A 20331-nucleotide genomic window follows, 5' to 3' on the forward strand; every position below is an offset into this window, starting at 1 on the left:
GTAGAATGGCAACAATGCTGGATGTCTCACTGCGTGCGGGCGTGTCGAAGGCTACCGTCTCGCGCGTGCTGAACGGCACGGGTCAGGTTAAAGAGAGTACGCGTCAGCAGGTGTTTACGGCGATGGAAGAGCTGGGCTATCGCCCGAACTTTCTCGCGCGTTCACTGGCTAACCAGACCAGCAACAGCATTGGTCTGGTCGTCTCTACCTTCGACGGCTTTTACTTTGGTCGCCTTCTCCAGCAGGCCTCGCGGCAGACTGAAACTCACGGGAAACAGCTGATCGTCACCGATGGCCACGACGCGCCGGAACAGGAAGAACAGGCGGTACAGATGCTGGCCGATCGCCAGTGCGATGCCATCGTGCTTTACACGCGCTACATGAGCGAAAAAGCGATCGTCAAACTGATGGACACCGTAAAAACGCCGCTGGTGGTCATTAACCGTGAAGTGAGCCAAGCGCCGGATCGCTGTGTGTTCTTCGAACAGCAGGATGCGGCCTTTAAGGCCGTGGATTACCTGATAAGCCAGGGCCATCGGGAGATCGCCTGTATCACCGTGCCGATCCATACCCCAACCGGGAAAGCGAGGCTGATGGGCTATCGCAAGGCGCTGGAAAAACATGGCATACGCCTGGACGAGCGTCGGATAAAGTACGGCGATGCGGGAATGACGCGGGGATACGAGCTGTGCAAGGCGTTGATTGCCGACGGCGTGCCGTTTAGCGCCCTGTTTGCCTGTAACGATGATATGGCGCTGGGCGCGTCGAAAGCGTTACATCAGGCGGGGCTTAAAATCCCGCAGGATATTTCGCTGTTCGGCTTTGACGATGCCCCAAGCGCGAAATGGCTGGAGCCTGCACTCTCATCGGTTTATCTGCCCATCGACAACATGATTGTCACGGCCATCGATCAGGCGATCCGGCTGGCAAAAAACCAGCCGGTCGATGCCATCCCGCCGTTTACCGGCACGCTGGTGTTACGCGATTCGGTCACAACGGGGCCGTACTTTCATCAGATGAGTTCTAAAGCCAGCAGTTCCTGAATGGTCTGACGACGACGGATCAGCCGTGCTTTGCCGTTGTCAAACAGCACTTCCGGCAGCAGCGGTCGGCTGTTGTAGTTAGATGACATCGACGCCCCATAAGCACCGGTATCATGCAGCACAAGATAATCACCCGGCTTGACCTCTGGCAGCGCGCGGGTTTCCACTTTGCCGCCTTCCTGCTGGGTAAACACGTCGCCCGATTCGCACAGCGGCCCCGCAACAACCGTCTCAACCCGCGGCGCCTGCGTTAAATCGCGACCGTCGGCTGCCAGGGCGGTAATGTGGTGATAGCTTCCGTACATGGACGGACGCATCAGATCGTTAAAACCTGCGTCAATCAACACGAAGTGGCGAGACCCCATCTCTTTCACGCTGCGCACCTGCGAAACCAGCACACCGGCTTCCGCCACCAGGAACCGACCCGGCTCAATTTCCAGCTTCACCGCGTGACCAAGATGCGCGGCAATTTGATTACGCGCGGCGCTCCACAGACCGTAATAGTGATCGGTATCGATCGCCTCTTCGCCTTCGCGATAGGGAATAGAGAGACCGCCACCGGCAGAGATCGCCTCCAGATCCTGGCCGAAGTCGACAACCTGGCGCACCATCGCGCCGCACACTTGCTCCAGGTGGCCGTAATCGACGCCAGAGCCAATGTGCATATGAATACCCACCAGCTTCAGGTTGTAGCGCTGTAATACCTCCAGCGCGGCAGGCATATCGGCATACCAGATCCCGTGCTTGCTATTTTCGCCGCCGGTATTGGTTTTTTGGCTGTGACCATGACCAAAGCCCGGGTTCACGCGCAGCCAGACGCGATGGCCGGGAGAAACCTGACCCAGCTGCTCCAGCATATCCACAGAACCCGCATTCACCGGGATCTGCAGTTCGTGGACGCGCGCAAGCGTCGCGTCGTCGATCACGTCGGCGGTAAAGACGATCGCGTCGCCGTCGGCTTTCGGATCGAATCCGGCCGCCAGCGCGCGCTCGATTTCGCCCAGGGAGACGGAGTCGACCTTCACGCCCTGCTCACGCATCAGGCGCAGAATATGGATATTGGAGCAGGCTTTCTGGGCAAAACGCACCACGTCGAACCGATGCAGGGCGGCGATCTTCTCGCGAACGATCTGCGCGTCGTAGACCCACACCGGGCAGCCAAACTCGGCAGGCAGGCGCAGCAGGTTGTCGGCGTTCAAATCGGTATCAGTCTGGTTCAGCGGGCGTGGCATGGTCTTCTCCGGGTAAATGCGTTTTGATGATTACGCCACAGCGCAAAGAGAATAAAAAATATCGTTTTATCGCGAGTCTATGCAAAAATGATATGAATAGTCATCTGCTTTCAGGAGCCCTATGCCTGCCGTCAATTTACGCCACATTGAGATTTTTCACGCCGTGATGACCACCGGCAATCTCACCGAAGCCGCACAGATGCTGCATACCTCGCAGCCGACGGTGAGCCGCGAGCTGGCCCGGTTCGAGAAAGTGCTGGGGCTGAAGCTGTTCGAGCGTACCCGGGGCAGGCTTCACCCGACGGTGCAGGGGTTGCGCCTGTTCGAGGAAGTACAGCGCTCCTGGTACGGACTGGACAGAATAGTGAGTGCGGCGGAAAGCCTGCGCGAGTTTCGCCAGGGCGAGCTTTCGATCGTCTGCCTGCCCGTCTTTTCGCAATCTTTTTTGCCGATGCTGCTTCAACCCTTCCTGGCCCGATACCCGGAGGTCAGTCTCACCATCGTGCCTCAGGAATCTCCCCTGCTTGAAGAGTGGCTTTCGGCCCAGCGCCATGATTTAGGCTTAACCGAAACCCTCTCCACGCCAGCGGGAACGGCACGCACGGAGTTGATCTCGTTAGATGAAGTGTGCGTTCTGCCCGCCGGGCATCGGCTTGCCGGTAAGGCGGTGCTCACGCCGGAGGATTTCCACGGGGAAAACTACATTAGCCTGTCGCAGACAGACAGTTACAGACAGCTGCTGGATACGCTGTTTGCCGAGCATCAGGTCAAACGCCGGATGGTTGTGGAAACGCACAGTGCGGCTTCCATTTGCGCGATGGTGCGTGCAGGCGTTGGCGTCGCGGTGGTGAACCCGCTCACGGCGCTGGACTATGCCGGAGGCGGGATCGTCATCCGCCGTTTTAGCGTGTCAGTCCCGTTCACCGTGAGCCTGATCCGCCCGCTGCACCGTCCGGCTTCCGCGCTGGTGGACGCTTTCACCGAACACTTAAAGGAGCACGCGCGTCAGGTGGCGCTTCGCTTACCTGACCTGCAAAACCCGTTATGACAGCATAAACGCCACGGCATCCGCGGCATGGATGGCGGTGGTATCGAATACCGGGACGGGGCTTCGCTCGACGGGCACCAGTAAACCGATCTCGGTGCAGCCGAAGATCACCCCTTCAGCCCCCTGCTGCGCGAGTTTATCAATGACGCTGACGTAATACGCGCGGGAAGAGTCGCTGAAGGTACCGAGGCAGAGCTCGTCAAAGATAATCTGATTGATGCGCGCCCGATCTTCTTCATCCGGGATCAGGCACTCGATCCCAAATTCACTGTGCAAACGTCCGCGATAAAAATCCTGTTCCATAGTGTATCGCGTGCCCAGCAGCGCCACGCGGCGCATCCCGGAGGCCGCAATCGCACGCCCGGTCGCGTCCGCGATATGCAGGAACGGCAGCGAGCAGCGGTCCTCAATATGCGACGCCACCTTGTGCATGGTATTGGTACAAAGCACGATACCCTCGGCGCCGGCACGCTCCAGACCCAGCGCCGCCTGGGCCAGGATCTCCCCGGCTTTATCCCACTCACCGCTCGACTGGCAGGCTTCGATTTCATGGAAATCAACGCTGTGCAGCAGCAGGCTTGCGGAGTGCAGCCCCCCCAGACGCAGCTTAACTCCTTCGTTAATCAGGCGATAATAAGGGATTGTCGATTCCCAGCTCATTCCGCCTATCAGGCCGATCGTTTTCATCATCCCTCCTTATCTTTGGTCTCTTTTTTTAGCACAACCAACGCCAATAAAAAAAGGCGCTCTATTCAGCGCCTTTTTTAAACTGCAGAGTTTATTCCGTCACCGGCTCCGTCAGCGGAGTACGGGTGAGCATCGCCTCGCGCAGCAAAACGCTACCGCAGGCAAACAGGCCCCCCATGAGCGCCGCCAGAAGGACAATCAGGGCCTTGCTCGGGCCATCCTTTTTCACCGGCATGGAAGGCGAAAGCTGATACCTGAATGGCTCAAGTTTAACATCGGAAAAAGAAAGCTTTTTCAGCTGCGCGAGGTGGTATTCCCGGTTCTGGAAATCTGCATTCAGCTCGGTCACGTCCTTCAGATTTTTTTCAATCTGCAGCTTTTGCGCAATCCCGTCAGCGCCGAGCGCAACAGAGTAATCAGGATCGTCCTTCACCGCTTGGCCGTTGCTGTAAACCGGCTTCTTGATGCCTGCGGCATTTGCCACTTCCAGCGAATAATTCAGTCGCTGCAGGTTGGCATTGTGAATATTGGTCAGACGGACGCGATCCAGTTCCAGCTGCTGCTCAACAACATTCGTTTTCAGGGCGATCTGGTTGCGAATATTCTGCACCGTCTCTTTTTCAACAATAGCCGCGATATAATCGATATATCCCGCCAGGACGGCTTGCGCATCTGCGGCAGTCGGTGCTGAGAAGCTTAGTGTCCATGAAACATAAGGGGCGTTATCCACGTCTTTTGTCTGAACGTTATTCACCGCTTTCAATCGGTCTGAAATGTTGTCTATCGCACGGTGCAGTTCTATGGGATCAACCTCGGCCCCATCCAACAGCGATATCACGTAAGGAGAGGTTGTCATGTACTCTTCGAACAATGACTGTGACTGGAACTTTTTAATAAACAGATCGAAAAGTTGTGGACGGGTAATCTTCACGTCCACATCAAGTACCTGTAACGTCACCATCATCTGATGCAGCGGGTTCCACTGCACCTGTTCTGCCGGCGTGATCACCGCTTTACTGGTCCAGTTCTGCGGCAGTAAAAATGAAAGGGCCAACCCCACCAGCGCGAAAGCAAAGATAATGGTGGCGATACGTTTTTTCGCCGCCAGAAGGAGCGCAAAGATACCCAGAAGATCTATCTCTTTTTCGCTTAAAGCCGGGGCGGTATAACGGGGAAAATCAAGATCGGTGCTTTTTTTGATATCCATCTCAGACATAGGCATTTTTCTTTTTAGGATGCGTTTCATTTTGCGCAAAAAATAGCGGTGGTCCGATGATACATTATCCTAAGAATTATCTTAAGTTCAAATCCCTATATTTATCTCCCCCTGCCAGAGTTGGTAGTGAGTTTCATTACGTTACTATTGTAATAAAGCACCGTCTTACCAACTCTGACTGTATTAAACGCTTAAACAGGCCAGACGATCACACGCCGATATTACGCAGCTTCTCCCCAGCCATCAGCTTGCGTTCGATGTGTTCCAGCGTCACGCCTTTGGTTTCCGGGATCAGCCAGAACGTAACGCCAATAAATGCGACGTTCAGCACCGTATAGAGCCAGAACGTTCCCGCTGCGCCAATCGCGTCCAGCAGCGTCAGGAACGTCGCGCCGATGATCATGTTCGACACCCAGTTGGTGGTCGTGGAACAGGTGATGCCAAAGTCACGGCATTTCAGCGGCTGAATCTCGGAGCACAGGATCCACACCACCGGCGCGGCGCTCATCGCGTAACCTGCGATACACATCATGGTCATACCGACAGAAAGCCAGGAAAGCCCGCTTGAGGCCGTGCCGTTATCAAACTGCATCAGACAATAGCCCAGGATCAGCGTGCCGAGCGCCATCACGCTGAAGCCAATTTTCAGCGCCGGCTTACGGCCAGCTTTGTCCACGGTGAATACCGCAATAAAGGTGGCGAACATGAAGGTCAGCCCCACCACCAGGGTCGCAATCATCTGCTGCTCCGTGGTGGTGAACCCGGCCATTTTGAATATGCGCGGCGCGTAGTACATGATGATGTTCATGCCGGTGAACTGCTGCATCGCCTGCAGCAACATGCCGAGGAAGACCGCGCGGCGCACGTTGCGATTGATCTTAAACAACGCCCAGCCCCCCTGCTTCAGCTTCAGGCTTTCGCGGATCTCGTTCAGCTCTTCGCGCGCTTTTTCCGAGGTATCACGCAGCATGCGCAGGACCTCTTCTGCCTCCACGTGGCGCCCTTTTTGCGCCAGCCAGCGCGGACTGTTTGGCAGGAAAACAACCAGGACGATCAGCACCAGCGCCGGTAAGGCCAGCACGCCCAGCATTGCGCGCCAGTTGCCGCTGTAGCTGAAGTAGGTGTCAGACAGGAACGCCAGTACGATGCCCAGCGTGACCATCAGCTGATACATGCTAATCATCTTGCCGCGCACGTTCTCACTCGCCATTTCGGAGAGATAAAGCGGCGCGGTGTAGGAGGCAATCCCCACCGCCACGCCCAGCAGCACGCGGGAGAGCAGCAGCACTTCTACGTTTGTCGCAAACGCGGAACCGATCGACCCCGCGACGAACAGGATTGCCCCGACCATCAGGCTGTATTTGCGCCCCAGGCGGAACGATAGCCAGCCGTTAAACAGCGCCCCGATGGCCGCGCCGAGCATCATGCTGCTCACCACCCACTCTTGCAGACGGTTACTGAGGGTAAAGTGATCGGTAATAAACGGTAATGCGCCGGCAATGACGCCGATATCCAGCCCAAACAACAGGCCCGCCACGGCGGCAGCAATGGAGACAAACTGGTTCATGCGGCGAGTATCACGCAGCGCAGCGGGCATTAGGGTAGAGTCATTTATAGATGTCATATTTTTCCTGCCTCAACAGCAAAATTCGTTAACTGAAATTACGAGAAAGCGAGGAAAAGTGTCAGGCCGGAAATCGCGAAGTTATGGATTATTCCGCTACGGCATACGGTTCTGTGATGGACATTACAATTTCAACTTGTGGCGAAAAATCACGTATTTTTACTAATCAGTTAATATCTAAGCAATAAAAGTGTGATTGCCGTCATTTATGATTTTTCAGTATGGATTTTTCATCTTTAACGATATGGACTAAGCCAATTTTTGCGCAAAAAAACCTCCGCCCATGGGCAGAGGTTCTTAATACAGGTGGAATTAACGCGCCAGCCAGCCGCCGTCTACAGCCACGGTGTAGCCGTTGATGTAATCCGATGCGGAGGAGGCAAGGAAGACAACCGGCCCCATCAGATCGCTCGGCAGGCCCCAGCGTCCCGCAGGGATACGCTCCAGGATCGCCGCGCTGCGATCTTCGTCTGCGCGCAGTTGCTGCGTGTTGTTCGTCGCCATGTAGCCTGGCGCAATCGCATTCACGTTGATGTTATGTTTCGCCCATTCGTTTGCCAGCAGGCGGGTCACGCCCATTACGGCGCTTTTGGACGCGGTGTAAGACGGCACGCGGATGCCGCCCTGGAACGAGAGCATAGAGGCAATATTGATGATTTTGCCGCCTTTCCCCTGCGCAATAAAATGCTTTGCCGCTGCCTGTGACATAAAGAATACGCTCTTGATGTTCAAATCCATCACGTCGTCCCAGTCGCGCTCGCTGAAGCCGATCGCGTCTTCACGGCGAATCAGCCCGGCGTTGTTCACCAGAATGTCGATATGACCAAATTCCGCCACAGCGCGCTCCAGCAGGCCAGGAATGGCTTCGATTTTACGCAGGTCAGCGGTCAGGCTCAGGAAACGGCGGCCCAGGGCCGTCACGCGTTCGATGGTGTCAGTCGGTTCAACGATATTAATCCCGACGATATCGCAGCCCGCTTCCGCCAGGCCTAACGCCATCCCCTGCCCCAGCCCGGTGTCACACCCGGAAACCACGGCCACTTTTCCCTGCAGAGAGAATGCATCCAGAATCATGTTTATTCCTTACTCTTTCAGAGCCTGTCACTCACAGGCAGGTTTATGCTTCACTGCCCGCGACTAGCGCAGATCGCTGACCGCAACATGGTCCATATCATCAAAGACCTGGTTTTCGCCCACCATTCCCCAGATAAAGGTATAGGCTTTCGTCCCTACGCCGGAGTGAATTGACCAGCTCGGTGAAATCACCGCCTGCTCGTTGTGCATCACGATATGGCGGGTTTCCTGCGGCTGTCCCATCATGTGGAACACGCAGGCGTCCTCATCCATGTTGAAGTAGAAGTAGACTTCCATGCGGCGCTCGTGGGTATGGCACGGCATGGTGTTCCACAGGTTGCCCGGCGCCAGCTCGGTCAGTCCCATGCTGAGCTGGCAGGTCTCCAGCACGTCCGGCACGAAGTATTTATTGATGGTGCGGCGGTTGCTGGTGAGGTTGTCGCCCAGCGTCACGGGTGCGACGTCTGCCGGGGTCACTTTTTTGGTTGGGTAGGTGGAGTGAGCCGGCGCGCAGTTGTAGTAAAACTTCGCAGGCCTGCTGCCGTCGATGCTGGCAAAGACCACGTCTTTCGCCCCTTTACCCACGTACAGCGCCTCGCGGTGGCCAATCTCATAGCACTGTCCGTCTACGGTGATGGTGCCCGGCCCGCCGATGTTAATCACCCCCAGCTCGCGACGCTCGAGGAAATAGCTCACGCCCAGCTGTTTACCGACCTCACCGCCCACGGAGACGCTGTTCGTGACGGGCATAATCCCGCCCACAATAATGCGGTCGATATGGCTGTAAACCATGGTGTACCTGTCGGCCTCGAATACCTGCTCGACTAAAAATGCATTGCGCAGCCCCTGAGTATCCAGCGTTTTGGCGTGCGCACTGTGGATGCTTTCTCTGACGTCCACGGTAACCTCCAGATGTGGTCATGCCCGAAGGCGGAAATAAACGAAACAGCGTTCCGTTTTTCATAATGAACACATACTATCGGCATAAAGCGGGCTTTTCAATTATATTTAAAACAACGTTTCATTTTTTATTTTTGTTTATAACAGAAATGATGTTCGGATCACAATTAAGCCGCAGGGAGAAAAAGAACACGAAAAAAAACCTCCCGGAGGAGGTCATTTTCACTGAGGAAAGATTAGCGTTCGATGGCCAGCGCCACCCCTTGCCCGCCGCCTATACAGAGGGTGGCAATCCCTTTGCGGGCATTGCGCTTTTTCATTTCGTGGACCAGCGAAACCAGGATCCGGCAGCCGGACGCCCCGATCGGGTGCCCCAGCGCGATCGCCCCACCGTTCACGTTGACCCGCAGCGGATCCCACTCCAGCATTTTTCCGACGGAGATCGCCTGTGCGGCATAGGCTTCGTTCACTTCGATCAGATCCACATCCGAAAGCTGCCACCCCGCGCGCTCCAGGCAGCGGCGCGTCGCGTAGACCGGGGCGATCCCCATTAACGCAGGATCAACACCCACGCTGGCAAATGCCTTAATGCGGGCCAGGACGGGGAGATCGAGTTCAAGGGCTTTGCTTTCGCTCATCATCATAACGGCGGCAGCGCCGTCGTTAATAGAAGAGGCATTTCCCGCCGTGACCGAGCCCTGCATTTCAAACGCCGGGTTCAGCCTCGCCAGGCCTTCCGCACTGGCGTCGGTGCGGGGCTGTTCATCGGTATCCACAACGACAGGCTCGCCGCTCTGACGCTGCGTGCTGACCGGGACAATTTCGTCGCGAAAACGACCTGAATCAATCGCCGCACGCGCTTTTTGCTGCGAGCTTAGCGCATAGGCATCCTGCACCTCACGGCTGATGCCGTACTCGCGCGCCAGGTTTTCCGCCGTCACGCCCATATGGTAGTCATTGAACGCATCCCACAGCCCGTCATGCACCAGGCTGTCGAGCAGCTGACTGTTGCCCAACTGCGCGCCGGTACGGCTGTCGGTCAATACGTGCGGCGCGCGGCTCATATTCTCCTGCCCGCCCGCAATGATTACATCCGCTTCACCACACTGAATAGCTTGCGTAGCGAGATGCAGCGCTTTTAATCCTGAGCCACAGACGTCGTTAATGGTGATAGCGGAGACGGTATTGGGCAACCCGCCCTTCAGCGCCGCCTGACGCGCAGGGTTTTGCCCGGCTCCGGCCGTGAGAACCTGTCCCAGGATCACCTCATCAACTTCATGTGCTGCGATCCCGCTACGTTCCACCAGCGCTTTTACCACCACGCTCCCCAGGTCAACCGCCGAGTGACGCGCAAGCGCTCCCTGAAAACAGCCGATAGCTGTACGCAACGCACCCACTATTACGACATCTTTCATCACGACCTCTGTGTTAAATGACATGACGATAGTAGAGGATTGTTACTGGCAATTATCTTAATTGTTTAAAAATAGTGAGTTTAATCACAAGGATCAGCGCGCATCCTGCAGATACTGCCGCAGCCAGCTTCCGGCAACACCAGGAGGGGATCGTTTATTCCACAGCAGATCGATGCCGATCGCCCGCGGCCAGCCGGGAACATTGAGCTGTACCAGGGATTTCGCAGCGGCAAATTCATCCACCAGCGCACACGGCAATACGCACCAGCCAAATCCCTGTACCGCCATACTCAAGAGTAACAGGTAATTCGGTGCAGACCAGACGGGCCCGCGCGCGATTTCTGCCTCGCGCTCAAGGTAGGTGCTCAGCCGCAGCTCGCGCCAGCCGTGCAGCTCGTCATGCTGAACGTCATCCTGACCGGCCAGCGGGTGCGTGGTCGCGACATAGATCGCCATGCGGGTCTGCATCGGCAGGCGGGTGGCGCCGATATCCGTGGGGTAGCTGTCTCGCGCTTCCGTCAGGCCAATCTGCGCGCGCTCCTTTTGCAGCAGATCGATCACGTCCTCTTCCTCGCCAATCAGACATTCGAATTCCGTATGGGGAAAACGCGCGTCAAACTGTTTCATCATATCTTCCAGCACGTCCGGGTTGAGGGTATCGGAAAGGACAAACGTCAGACGCGCCTCCGTTTGCGCCGTGAGCGACACCGCCAGCTCGTCCAGTCGCGTGCTGGCGGCCAGGATGGCCTGCACGTAGCCCAGCACCTGTTCCCCCTGGGCCGTTAACACCGGCTGGCGCGCCGAGCGGTCAAACAGCTCGAAACCGAGATCGGCCTCAAGATTGGCAATGGACGTGCTGATCGTCGACTGGCTTTTACGCAGCCGGCGTGCGGCAGCCGAAAAAGAGCCGGCCGCAACGGTCTCGACAAACGCATTAAGGGCTTCGGGTGAATAGCGCATAACCTATCTACTTTTACGATGGATACTATCTTTAACATATCATCTTTAGCGATGAAAATAGGCCGCATCAACGCCCATACCGGCGAATTAATGAGGTCTATGACTATGCAACATCAGGATGCACTCCAACGTAAACTGCCGGAGCGGATCTTTCATGCGGTCTGTTTTGAAGGGATTGCGACGGCGATCCTCGCCCCCACCGCGGCGTGGCTTATGCAGCGTTCCGTGGTGGAGATGGGCGGGTTGACCATTATCCTGGCCACTACCGCCATGCTGTGGAACATTATCTATAACTTCGGCTTCGACCGTTTCTGGCCGGTTCAGCGCGTCAAACGTACGGCAAAAGTGCGCGCGCTGCATGCGCTGGGGTTCGAATGCGGGTTTATCGTGATTGGCGTGTCGATTGTCGCCGCCGTGCTTGGCGTCACCCTGCTTCAGGCATTCACACTTGAGATAGGTTTCTTCCTGTTCTTCCTGCCGTACACCATGTTCTATAACTGGGCGTACGATTGCCTTCGCGAGAAATTTCTTAAGCGTCGCCAGCAACGACGCGCTCTGGCTGGCTAAACGCCCTCTGGCCGGACGCCTGTTCCGGCCAAACGCCATCGAAGCAACTGCGCTCTCCAGGCATAACTATGGTAAATTGCACGCCATTCTGATGGTTTGATAGTTGAAACGTTGCTCTAATGTCGAAAATTTGGTCAAAAGATGAGACTCTCTGGAGTTTCGCTCTCTATGGCACGGCCGTGGGCGCAGGAACGCTGTTCTTGCCCATTCAGCTGGGCTCCGCAGGCGCTATTGTCCTGTTTATTACCGCCCTCGTGGCCTACCCCTTAACCTACTGGCCGCACCGCGCGCTGGCGCAGTTTATCCTGTCGTCAAAAACAAAAGGCAATGAAGGGATCACCGGCGCCGTCTCGCACTACTACGGCAGGAAGATTGGCAATTTGATCACCACGCTCTATTTCATCGCCTTCTTTGTGGTGGTGCAGATTTATGCGGTGGCCATCACCAACTCGTTAACGGAACAGCTGGCAAAACACCTGACGGTGGATACCGCCGTTCGCGTGCTGGTAAGCCTGGGCGTGGTGCTGGTTCTGAATCTGATCTTCCTGATGGGACGGCATATCACGATAAAAGTGATGGGCTTCCTGGTGTTTCCGCTGATCGCCTATTTCCTGTTTGTCTCGCTCTACCTGATTGGCAGCTGGCAACCCTCGCTGCTGACCAGCCAGATGGCCGTCGATCGCCATACCCTGCATCAGGTCTGGATTTCGATTCCGGTGATGGTATTTGCTTTCAGCCATACCCCGATTATCTCCACGTTTGCCGTTGATCGCCGCGAGAAATTTGCCGACGGTGCCATGGATAAATGCAAGAAAATCATGAAGGTGGCGTACCTGATTATCTGCCTGAGCGTGCTGTTCTTTGTCTTCAGCTGCCTGCTCTCTATTCCGCCGTCGTATATTGTGGCGGCCAAAGAGCAAGGGGTGACGATCCTGTCCGCGCTGTCGATGATGCCTTCTTCACCGGCGTGGCTGGGCATTTCCGGGATTATCGTGGCGATTATTGCGATGTCGAAATCGTTCCTCGGCACCTATTTTGGGGTGATTGAAGGGGCGACGGAGATCGTGAAGTCGTCGCTTAATCAGGTGGGCGTGAAAAAGAGCCGCGCCTTTAACCGCGCGATTTCCATTATGGGAGTGTCGTTAATCACCTTTGCCGTCTGCTGCATTAACCCGAACGCCATTTCGATGATTTACGCCATCAGCGGCCCGCTTATCGCCATGATCTTGTTTATCATGCCGACGCTGTCGACGTATCTGATCCCCTCCCTGAAACAGTATCGTTCCATTGGCAACCTGCTGACGCTGATCGTCGGCGTGCTGTGCGTGTCGGTGATGTTTGTCGGCTAAACGTGCTCGTGCCCGGCGTGCTGCCGGGCGCGTGATTTACGCCCGAATATCGTCATACTCGCGCGTTTTATCAAACTCATGTTTCGCGAACGGGCACAGCGGAATAATTTTACGGTTCTCACCGCGCATCTTCTCCACCACTTTCGCCACCAGCTGTTTACCAACGCCCTGCCCTTTCAGGCTCTCATCCACATCGGTGTGCTCGATAATGCTCAGGTGCTCGCCGGTCGGTACAAAGACAATCTCCGCGACCTGGTTGCCGCTCGCATCGTTCACGTAAAACTTGTTATGGCCTTCCAGAATTTCCATGGTTCCTCGCTTATTTTTGGCGATACTTCAGCGCACCGCTCGGGCAGGTATCAATCACGCGTACAACCGTTTCAACGTCCACTTCATCGGGAATAATCCACGGCTTACGTTTCAGATTAAACAGCTTTGCGCTCCCACGCACGCAGTTACCTGAGTGTTTGCAGATCCCGGTATTGAAGTAAACGTCAATTTTCTCGCCGGTATAGGCCCGGTAACCCGCATCCAGTAGTTCTTTATCCATGACATTGCCTCTGTAATTATTATGGTGCTGAATGAAGCATAGCCTTACGGGATCCTGATGGCTATCACGCTGAAAACGAAAAGCCAGGTCACAACTCTTTTCTCGCCAGATTGCGTCCGCTATTGGCACATGTCAGGCTCCGTAAATGTCACTTTTACATAACTTCCGCAGGTTGAATGAAACGCAGACTCTCTTTTCAGGTAAAGCTGTTTTTAGCGCTGGTGTGCTTCTCCTGCCTGCTGTTAGTTCTGCTGGGAACAATCCTGTTTCATTTTATTGACCGACAGCTCCATCACGATCTCGGCCAACGCGCCCGGGTTCAGGCCAGCCAGATCGCGCTGATGCCGGGTCTGGCGGCAATGGTTGCGGCCAGAGATATCCCCGGCATCGCCCGATTAATTCAGCCCCTGCGCGCCGAAAGCGATGCCAGCTATATTGTGATTGGTGATACCGAGGAACAGCACCTTTACCATTCAGAATCCCCGGAGCGTATTAATTTACCGATGATCGGCGGGGATAACGCGGAGGTGTTAAAGGGTAAAACCATTATTTCCGTGCGCCAGGGCGGGATTGGCGTGTCGCTACGCAGCAAGGCGCCCATCTTCAACGCGCAGCATCAGGTGATTGGCATTGTCTCCGTCGGCTATTTGACCTCGTATATCGCCAATATTAACGCCCGCATTCTCTGGCAGTCCGGGTTGTACGGTGCTGCGCTTCTGCTGCTGCTGTTTATTTTCTCCTGGCTGTTTACCCGCAACCTCAAAAAACAGATGTTCCGACTGGAGCCAAAAGATATCGCTCAGCTGGTTTTGCAGCAGCGCGCGCTATTAGAAGCCATGTACGAAGGGGTATTTGCCGTTAATGGCGAGAAGCAGCTGATTTTAATTAACCGCGCGGCACGAGAAATGCTGGATATTCGGCAAAGCGAGAAAGACCTCATCGGCAAACCGCTGGAAGACATTCTGCAAACGTCGCCGGGCTTTTTATCCCAGCGCTACGCCTCGGTGAGCAGCGGGAGCCACGACCAGATTGCGGTGCTGAACCAGCGGGAGGTGATCGTCAACCGCGTAGCGATTGAGGTCGAACCGGGCGTTGAAAGCGGCTGGGTGTACAGCTTTCGCGACAAAAATGACATTAACACGCTCAGCAGCCAGCTCAGCCAGATCAAACGCTATGCGGACAACCTGCGCATTATGCGCCACGAACAGCTGAACTGGACCGCAACTCTGGTCGGGTTGCTGCAGATGAAACACTATGACGAGGCCATCCGTTACATCCAGGTGCAGTCAGAAGGCGCGCAGCGCGTGCTGGACTTTGTCTCGGCCCATTTTGTCTCTCCGGCGCTGTGCGGGCTGCTGCTCGGAAAATACGTCAGCGCGCGCGAAAAAGGCATCGAGCTGCTGTTTGACCCCGCCTGCCAGCTCACCCGCATGCCTGCCGCGCTGAGTGAAACGGAGCTGATGTCCATTATTGGTAACCTGTTGGACAACGCCGTGGAGGCGACCCTCAACGCGCCGGTCCACGCGCCGGTAGAACTCTACATTTCTGACCGTAACCAGGAGCTGCTGATTGAGGTAGCCGACCGGGGCTGCGGGGTGGACGATGCGTTGAAGCCGCATATTTTCCGCCAGGGGTTCAGCAGCAAACCGGACAGCGAAAACGACATTGTGGGTACCGAGCACGGTATTGGCCTGTTTTTGGTGGCAGGATATATCGACAAGGCCGGCGGCAGTATTGAGATTGCCGACAACGCGCCGCAGGGCACTATTTTTTCTGTGTTTATTCCAAATGGGCAACAGCATGACCCGACCACTTGACGTTGTGATCGTTGAGGATGAGCCGCACCTGGCGGAGCTGCATCGCGAGTATATCGAGCAAAATTTTCATTTGCGCGTGGTGGGCATCGCCGCGTCGATTGAGCAGGCGCACGTCCTGATCCGCCAATATCAGCCGCGGCTTATCCTGCTGGACAACTATCTCCCGGATGGTAAAGGCGTGGAGCTCATCGATAACCCGCTTCTGAAAAGCTATGAGTGTTCGGTGATCTTCATCACCGCCGCCAGCGATATGCAGACCTGCAGCCACGCCATGCGCAGCGGCGCATTTGACTACCTGATTAAACCCGTCTTTTTCCAGCGCCTGCACGCTTCGCTGGAGCGGTTTATGCGCTTCATCCACACCGTGCAGCAGGTGAAGGTGGTCGACCAGCATGCGCTGGATCGCCTGTTTAATCTGCCTGCTGCGGAAGCCTCCATTACGCCGTCGACAAAGGGCATTGAACCCCAAACGCTGGAACGGATTAAACGCCTGTTCGCCGAGTGTCCTGACAACGCGATGTCGGTCGAAGAGGTGGTGGAAAACGTGGGGATCAGCAAAACCACGGGACGTCGCTACCTTGAATACTGTGTGGAGAGCGGGTTAATCAGCGTCGAAATGCTGTATGGCAATATTGGTCATCCGCGAAGGTTATACCGCAAAGCGCCCGATAAACCGTAATCCAGAACCGTTCACAGGCTAACGTTCGCGGATTTTATGGTGTTAATTGCTGAAACGACGGCGACAATCACACTTCGGAATCATTACCCGCTCCCCCCTATTGTGGGTGGAGCCCGATACGCTATGTTGACAATTAGTTCCTCAAATGTAACTAAAAGGTTAACTATAATGTCGAACACATTCCGAATTTCTCTGCTTACCGCTACTGTACTGTTCTCTGCTTCTGCACTGTCTGCCCTGCCGCAGGGGTATCCTGCCGAGTATCAAAAAGTGGTTGATGCCGCAACGAAAGAGGGCAAGGTTGTTATTTACTCCACCACCGACATCAAAGCCGCCGGGCCGCTGATCCAGGGCTTCGAAAAAACCTACCCGGGCATTAAAGTCGAATACAACGACATGAACAGCACCGAGCTGTACAACCGTTTCATCAGCGAACAGGCCTCCGGTGGGGTGAGCGGCGACGTGGTCTGGAGCTCCTCGATGGACACCGGCCTGAAGCTCGCCACCGACTACGCCATGGAGTACAAATCTCCGGAGCAAAGCCAGCTGCCGAAATGGGCGGTCTGGAAAGATAAGGCGTACGGTACTACCTATGAGCCGGTGGTCTTTATCTACAACAAGCGCCTGATCCCGGCCGGTGACGTGCCGGACTCTCACGCCGCGCTGGCGAAGCTGATTGCCAGCCAGACGGACAAATTCAAGGGCAAAGTCACCACCTATGACATCGAAAAATCGGGCCTGGGCTTTATGCTCTCGGTTCAGGATCACAACGCCGATCCTAACTACTTTAAAACCCTGGCTGACGTCGCCAAAGGTGGCTTATCGGTACAGTCGTCTACCGGCACCATGATGGAGCGTGTCTCCTCCGGTGAAAACCTGATCGGCTTCAACATCCTCGGCTCCTACGCGGAAGCGCGTGCGAAGAACGATCCGTCGCTCGGCATTTCCTATCCAAAAGATTACACCCTGGTGCTGTCGCGCGTGTCGTTCATCAGCCAGCAGGCGCAAAACGGCAACGCCGCGAAGCTGTGGCTGGACTATGTGCTGTCTGAACAAGGGCAAAACATTCTGGCCAATCAGGCAGACATTCCCTCCATTCGTAACGATATCGAAGGGAAAAATGATATCGACGGCCTGACCAAAATCCTCGGCAACGCGCTGAAGCCGATCCCGGTTGATGAAACGCTGCTGGAATACCTGCAGCCGAAAAAACGCCTGGAGTACATCAAAGAGTGGCGTACCGCCGCCGGTAAATAAGCGTCTGAGCGCGGCGCAGGCCGCCGCGCTCCCTTATCGACTGAGTTCGTTTGTCTGGGCTGCAACACCAGGGATACCCCATGAATACATTACGCAGAAAGTGGCAAAGCCTGCCGCGAGGCATCGTCGTGCTGATAACCGCCCTGGTTATCTACACGCCGCTGTCGTTTATCGTGATACAGAGCTTCCTGTCCGCCCCGTTCTTTTCGCCGTCAAAAGAGTGGAGCTTTGAATCATTTGAATTTATTTTCACCGACCCTGATTTTTATAAAGCCCTGAAAAGCGGCTTTATTCTTGCTTTCGGGTTGGTCTTTATCTCCATTCCGCTGGGCGGCGTGCTGGCGTTTCTGATGGTGCGTACCGACCTGCCCGGCCGCCGGTTGATTGAGCCGCTGATCCTGGTCCCGATTTTCGTTTCACCGATGGTGCTGGGCTTCGGCTACGTGGTGGCCGCCGGTCCGGTGGGCTTTCTCTCCCAGTGGGCTCAGGCGCTGATTGGGTTTGTGCCGTGGAATATCTACGACATGTCGAGCATTGTGGTCATCGCCGGCCTGACGCACGTCCCGCACGCCTATCTGTATATCTCGTCAGCGCTGCGCAGCGTGGGCTCCGACGTGGAAGAAGCCGCGCGCACCGCGGGGGCGTCGCCCTGGCAGGTGATGACTTCCGTCAGCCTGCCGATGGTGCGCCCGTCCATTCTGTACGCCACCGTGCTGCTGTTCTTCCTCGGGCTGGAAGTGTTTGGCCTGATGCTGGTGCTCGGCGACCCGGAAGGTAACATGGTGCTGGCGACCTATCTCTATAAGCTAACGAACAAGATGGGCACCCCATCCTATAACCTGATGGCGGCGGTTGCCGTGGTGCTGATCTGCATCACCATCCCGCTGGTGATGCTCCAGCGTCGCCTGATGCGCACCGCCAACCGCTTCGTCACCATGAAGGGTAAGGCCTCTCAGGCCCGCGCGCTGCCGCTGGGTAAATGGCGCTGGGTGGCTGGCGCGGTGATTGCCTTCTGGCTCACCGTCACCATCGGCGTTCCGCTGCTCGGCGTGGTGCTGCGCGCGTTTATCTCCAACTGGGGCGTGGGCGTTTCGCTGTGGGACGAGCTTTCTCTGAACACCTTCCGCACCATCTGGGCGCAGCCCAACCTGCTGCGCGCCATCGTCAACTCCATGGCGATTGGCGTCATTGGCGGCGCGCTGGCCGTGGTGTGCTACCTGTTTGTCGGCATTGCCATGCACCGTAAGCCGGATAACACCACGCGTTTCCTGGACTACAGCGTGCTGGTGCCGCGCGCCGTGCCTGGCCTGCTGGCGGGTCTGGCGTTCCTGTGGGTGTTCCTGTTCCTGCCAATGTGGCTGGATAACTCGCTGAAATCCGGCTGGCTTTCCGGGTTCGCCTGGACCGACTGGATGCGTGAAAACGTCATCGTCTGGCTGCGTTCGCTGCGCAGCACCATTTTCAGCGTCTGGCTGGCCTATACCGTGGTGTGGATGGCTTACGGGCTTAGACTTATCTCTTCCACGCTGCTGCAGGTGGGGCCGGAGCTTGAGGAAGCGGCGCGCAGCACCGGGGCGACGCGCGGGCAGATCACCCGCCACGTCACCATTCCGCTCTCCCGCTACGGTCTTATCGGTTCGTGGCTGCTGATGTTCCTGATCTTTGAGCGCGAATACTCAACGGGTGTGTACCTGCTTTCACCCGGCACGGAGACCATCGGCTCGATGCTGGTTTCCCTCTGGGCCGCGGGTGCGATTGATATCGTGGCGGCGCTCTCTTTCATTAACATCCTGCTGGTCGTGGTAGGTCTGGGCATTGCCCTTCGTTTCGGAGTGAAAATACATGATTGAATTAGCGGTTGACGATCTGCACTTAACCTACGGCGACAATCCTGTTTTAAAAGGTGTCTCCATGAACCTGAAGCGCGGCGAAGTGGTCTCCCTGTTAGGCCCCTCCGGCAGCGGTAAAACCACCCTGCTCCGCGCCGTCGCGGGTCTGGAAAAACCGACGCAGGGGTCCATTGTGATTGGCAATAATAAAGTTTACGACGGCACGCCGCGCAGTGAGGTCCCGGCGGAAGAGCGTAACCTGGGGCTGGTATTCCAGTCCTATGCCCTGTGGCCGCACAAGACCGTGTTTGAGAACGTGGCCTATCCGCTCAAGCTGCGCAAAGTCCCGGCCAAAGAGATCCAGCAGCGCGTGCAGGACGTGCTGGACCAGCTGGGTCTGGGCCATCTTGGCAAACGTCACCCGCACCAGCTCTCCGGCGGGCAGCAGCAGCGCGTGGCGATTGGCCGGGCGCTGGTGTACAACCCGCCGGTGATTTTGCTGGACGAACCGCTCTCTAACCTCGACGCCAAGCTGCGCGAAGAGGCCCGCGTGTTCCTGCGCGAGCTGATTATCAAGCTCGGGCTATCGGCACTGATGGTGACGCACGACCAGAACGAAGCGATGTCCATATCCGACCGCATCCTGCTGCTCAACAACGGCAAAATTGAGCAACAGGGCACGCCGCAGGAGATGTACGGCTCGCCGAAAACGCTGTTTACCGCCGAGTTTATGGGCAGCAACAACCGCCTGCACGGCAAGGTCACCGAAGTGCGCGACGGCAAAGCGCGCATCGAAGGAAAAGGCTGGGTGCTGTGGGGCCAGGCCGGTGAAGGAGTGCAGAGCGGTGAAGAAGCCACGGCGGTGATCCGCGTCGAGCGCGTGGCGGTGGTCGAGGGGCCAGGGGAAAATCAGCTTGAGCTGCCGCTGCTCACCAGCATGTACCTCGGCGACCGCTGGGAGTACCTGTTCCGCACGGTGGGGGATGATTTTGTCATCCGTGCGTATGGGCATGAGGTTCGGGATCCGCAGCACTGCCATCTTTCGCTGCCGGAGAAGCATGTGTGGGTGTTCCCGAAAGGGTGA

General features: G+C 56.3%; 19 protein-coding genes. 9 read left to right on the forward strand and 10 right to left on the reverse strand.

The annotated features are described in order from the left end of the window. The first annotated feature begins 5 nt into the window (after positions 1 to 5). Positions 6 to 1043: a LacI family DNA-binding transcriptional regulator gene (locus tag L370_RS19435; protein ID WP_023333278.1), complete on the forward strand. Its 1038-nt coding sequence runs from the start codon at positions 6 to 8 to the stop codon at positions 1041 to 1043. Here L370_RS19435 and lysA read toward each other — a convergent pair. Further along, positions 1013 to 2275 (reverse strand): diaminopimelate decarboxylase, encoded by a 1263-nt coding sequence (lysA, locus tag L370_RS19430; protein WP_023333279.1) that lies wholly within the window; start codon positions 2273 to 2275, stop codon positions 1013 to 1015. The genes L370_RS19435 and lysA overlap by 31 nt on opposite strands. Before the next feature lie 121 nt (positions 2276 to 2396). On the opposite strand from lysA, the gene L370_RS19425 reads away from it, so the two are divergent. Beyond that, positions 2397 to 3323, forward strand: coding sequence for a LysR family transcriptional regulator (locus tag L370_RS19425; protein WP_023333280.1), 927 nt, complete (start codon positions 2397 to 2399; stop codon positions 3321 to 3323). Here the strand turns inward: L370_RS19425 and L370_RS19420 are convergent. The 7 genes from L370_RS19420 to L370_RS19390 form a co-directional block, all read right to left on the reverse strand. Then, on the reverse strand, positions 3318 to 4010 hold the full coding sequence (locus tag L370_RS19420) for an aspartate/glutamate racemase (RefSeq protein WP_023333281.1): 693 nt from the start codon (positions 4008 to 4010) through the stop codon (positions 3318 to 3320). The two genes, L370_RS19425 and L370_RS19420, sit on opposite strands and share 6 nt — an antisense overlap. Before the next feature lie 91 nt (positions 4011 to 4101). Continuing rightward, the gene (gene wzz(fepE), locus L370_RS19415) at positions 4102 to 5226 is read right to left on the reverse strand and encodes an LPS O-antigen length regulator Wzz(fepE) (RefSeq protein WP_023333282.1); all 1125 of its coding nucleotides are present in this window, start codon (positions 5224 to 5226) and stop codon (positions 4102 to 4104) included. Positions 5227 to 5434: 208 nt separating this feature from the next. Further along, positions 5435 to 6850 (reverse strand): arabinose-proton symporter AraE, encoded by a 1416-nt coding sequence (locus L370_RS19410; RefSeq protein ID WP_023333283.1) that lies wholly within the window; start codon positions 6848 to 6850, stop codon positions 5435 to 5437. Positions 6851 to 7162: 312 nt separating this feature from the next. Then, positions 7163 to 7924 carry a 2-dehydro-3-deoxy-D-gluconate 5-dehydrogenase KduD gene (kduD, locus tag L370_RS19405; protein ID WP_023333284.1) on the reverse strand — a complete coding sequence of 254 codons (762 nt, stop codon included), beginning with the start codon at positions 7922 to 7924 and terminating at the stop codon, positions 7163 to 7165. A gap of 63 nt (positions 7925 to 7987) precedes the next feature. Next, a complete protein-coding gene (kduI, locus tag L370_RS19400) occupies positions 7988 to 8824 on the reverse strand; it encodes a 5-dehydro-4-deoxy-D-glucuronate isomerase (protein ID WP_023333285.1) in 837 nt (278 codons plus the stop codon). Positions 8825 to 9060: 236 nt separating this feature from the next. Next, positions 9061 to 10239, reverse strand: coding sequence for an acetyl-CoA C-acetyltransferase (locus L370_RS19395; protein WP_023333286.1), 1179 nt, complete (start codon positions 10237 to 10239; stop codon positions 9061 to 9063). A gap of 93 nt (positions 10240 to 10332) precedes the next feature. Continuing rightward, positions 10333 to 11199 (reverse strand): LysR family transcriptional regulator, encoded by an 867-nt coding sequence (locus L370_RS19390; RefSeq protein ID WP_023333287.1) that lies wholly within the window; start codon positions 11197 to 11199, stop codon positions 10333 to 10335. Between the two features lie 105 nt (positions 11200 to 11304). Here L370_RS19390 and L370_RS19385 point away from each other — a divergent pair, with 105 nt between their 5' ends. Together L370_RS19385 and L370_RS19380 are read left to right on the forward strand one after the other, a co-directional pair. Then, the gene (locus L370_RS19385; protein ID WP_023333288.1) at positions 11305 to 11766 is read left to right on the forward strand and encodes a multidrug/biocide efflux PACE transporter; all 462 of its coding nucleotides are present in this window, start codon (positions 11305 to 11307) and stop codon (positions 11764 to 11766) included. 119 nt (positions 11767 to 11885) lie between these two features. Next, positions 11886 to 13115: an amino acid permease gene (locus L370_RS19380; protein ID WP_023309066.1), complete on the forward strand. Its 1230-nt coding sequence runs from the start codon at positions 11886 to 11888 to the stop codon at positions 13113 to 13115. A gap of 36 nt (positions 13116 to 13151) precedes the next feature. On the opposite strand, the gene L370_RS19375 is transcribed toward L370_RS19380, so the two are convergent. Both L370_RS19375 and yjdI read right to left on the reverse strand, forming a co-directional pair. Beyond that, a complete protein-coding gene (locus tag L370_RS19375) occupies positions 13152 to 13424 on the reverse strand; it encodes a GNAT family N-acetyltransferase (protein WP_023333289.1) in 273 nt (90 codons plus the stop codon). 10 nt (positions 13425 to 13434) lie between these two features. Then, positions 13435 to 13665 carry a 4Fe-4S mono-cluster protein YjdI gene (gene yjdI / locus L370_RS19370; protein WP_008499689.1) on the reverse strand — a complete coding sequence of 77 codons (231 nt, stop codon included), beginning with the start codon at positions 13663 to 13665 and terminating at the stop codon, positions 13435 to 13437. Positions 13666 to 13841: 176 nt separating this feature from the next. Here yjdI and L370_RS19365 point away from each other — a divergent pair, with 176 nt between their 5' ends. From L370_RS19365 to L370_RS19345, 5 genes are all read left to right on the forward strand, one after another. Further along, complete coding sequence (locus L370_RS19365; RefSeq protein ID WP_023333290.1) at positions 13842 to 15482, forward strand: ATP-binding protein; 1641 nt, start codon at positions 13842 to 13844, stop codon at positions 15480 to 15482. Next, positions 15466 to 16161, forward strand: coding sequence for a response regulator (locus L370_RS19360; protein ID WP_155858012.1), 696 nt, complete (start codon positions 15466 to 15468; stop codon positions 16159 to 16161). The genes L370_RS19365 and L370_RS19360 overlap by 17 nt, the downstream gene beginning before the upstream one ends. Before the next feature lie 168 nt (positions 16162 to 16329). Next, positions 16330 to 17418 (forward strand): ABC transporter substrate-binding protein, encoded by a 1089-nt coding sequence (locus L370_RS19355; RefSeq protein WP_023333292.1) that lies wholly within the window; start codon positions 16330 to 16332, stop codon positions 17416 to 17418. An 80-nt stretch (positions 17419 to 17498) separates the two neighbouring features. Continuing rightward, positions 17499 to 19268 carry an ABC transporter permease gene (locus L370_RS19350; protein ID WP_023333293.1) on the forward strand — a complete coding sequence of 590 codons (1770 nt, stop codon included), beginning with the start codon at positions 17499 to 17501 and terminating at the stop codon, positions 19266 to 19268. Further along, on the forward strand, positions 19261 to 20331 hold the full coding sequence (locus L370_RS19345) for an ABC transporter ATP-binding protein (RefSeq protein WP_023333294.1): 1071 nt from the start codon (positions 19261 to 19263) through the stop codon (positions 20329 to 20331). The genes L370_RS19350 and L370_RS19345 overlap by 8 nt, the downstream gene beginning before the upstream one ends.

This window comes from Enterobacter sp. MGH 24, from assembly GCF_000493015.1.
In the GTDB taxonomy this organism is placed as follows: Bacteria; Pseudomonadota; Gammaproteobacteria; order Enterobacterales; family Enterobacteriaceae; genus Enterobacter.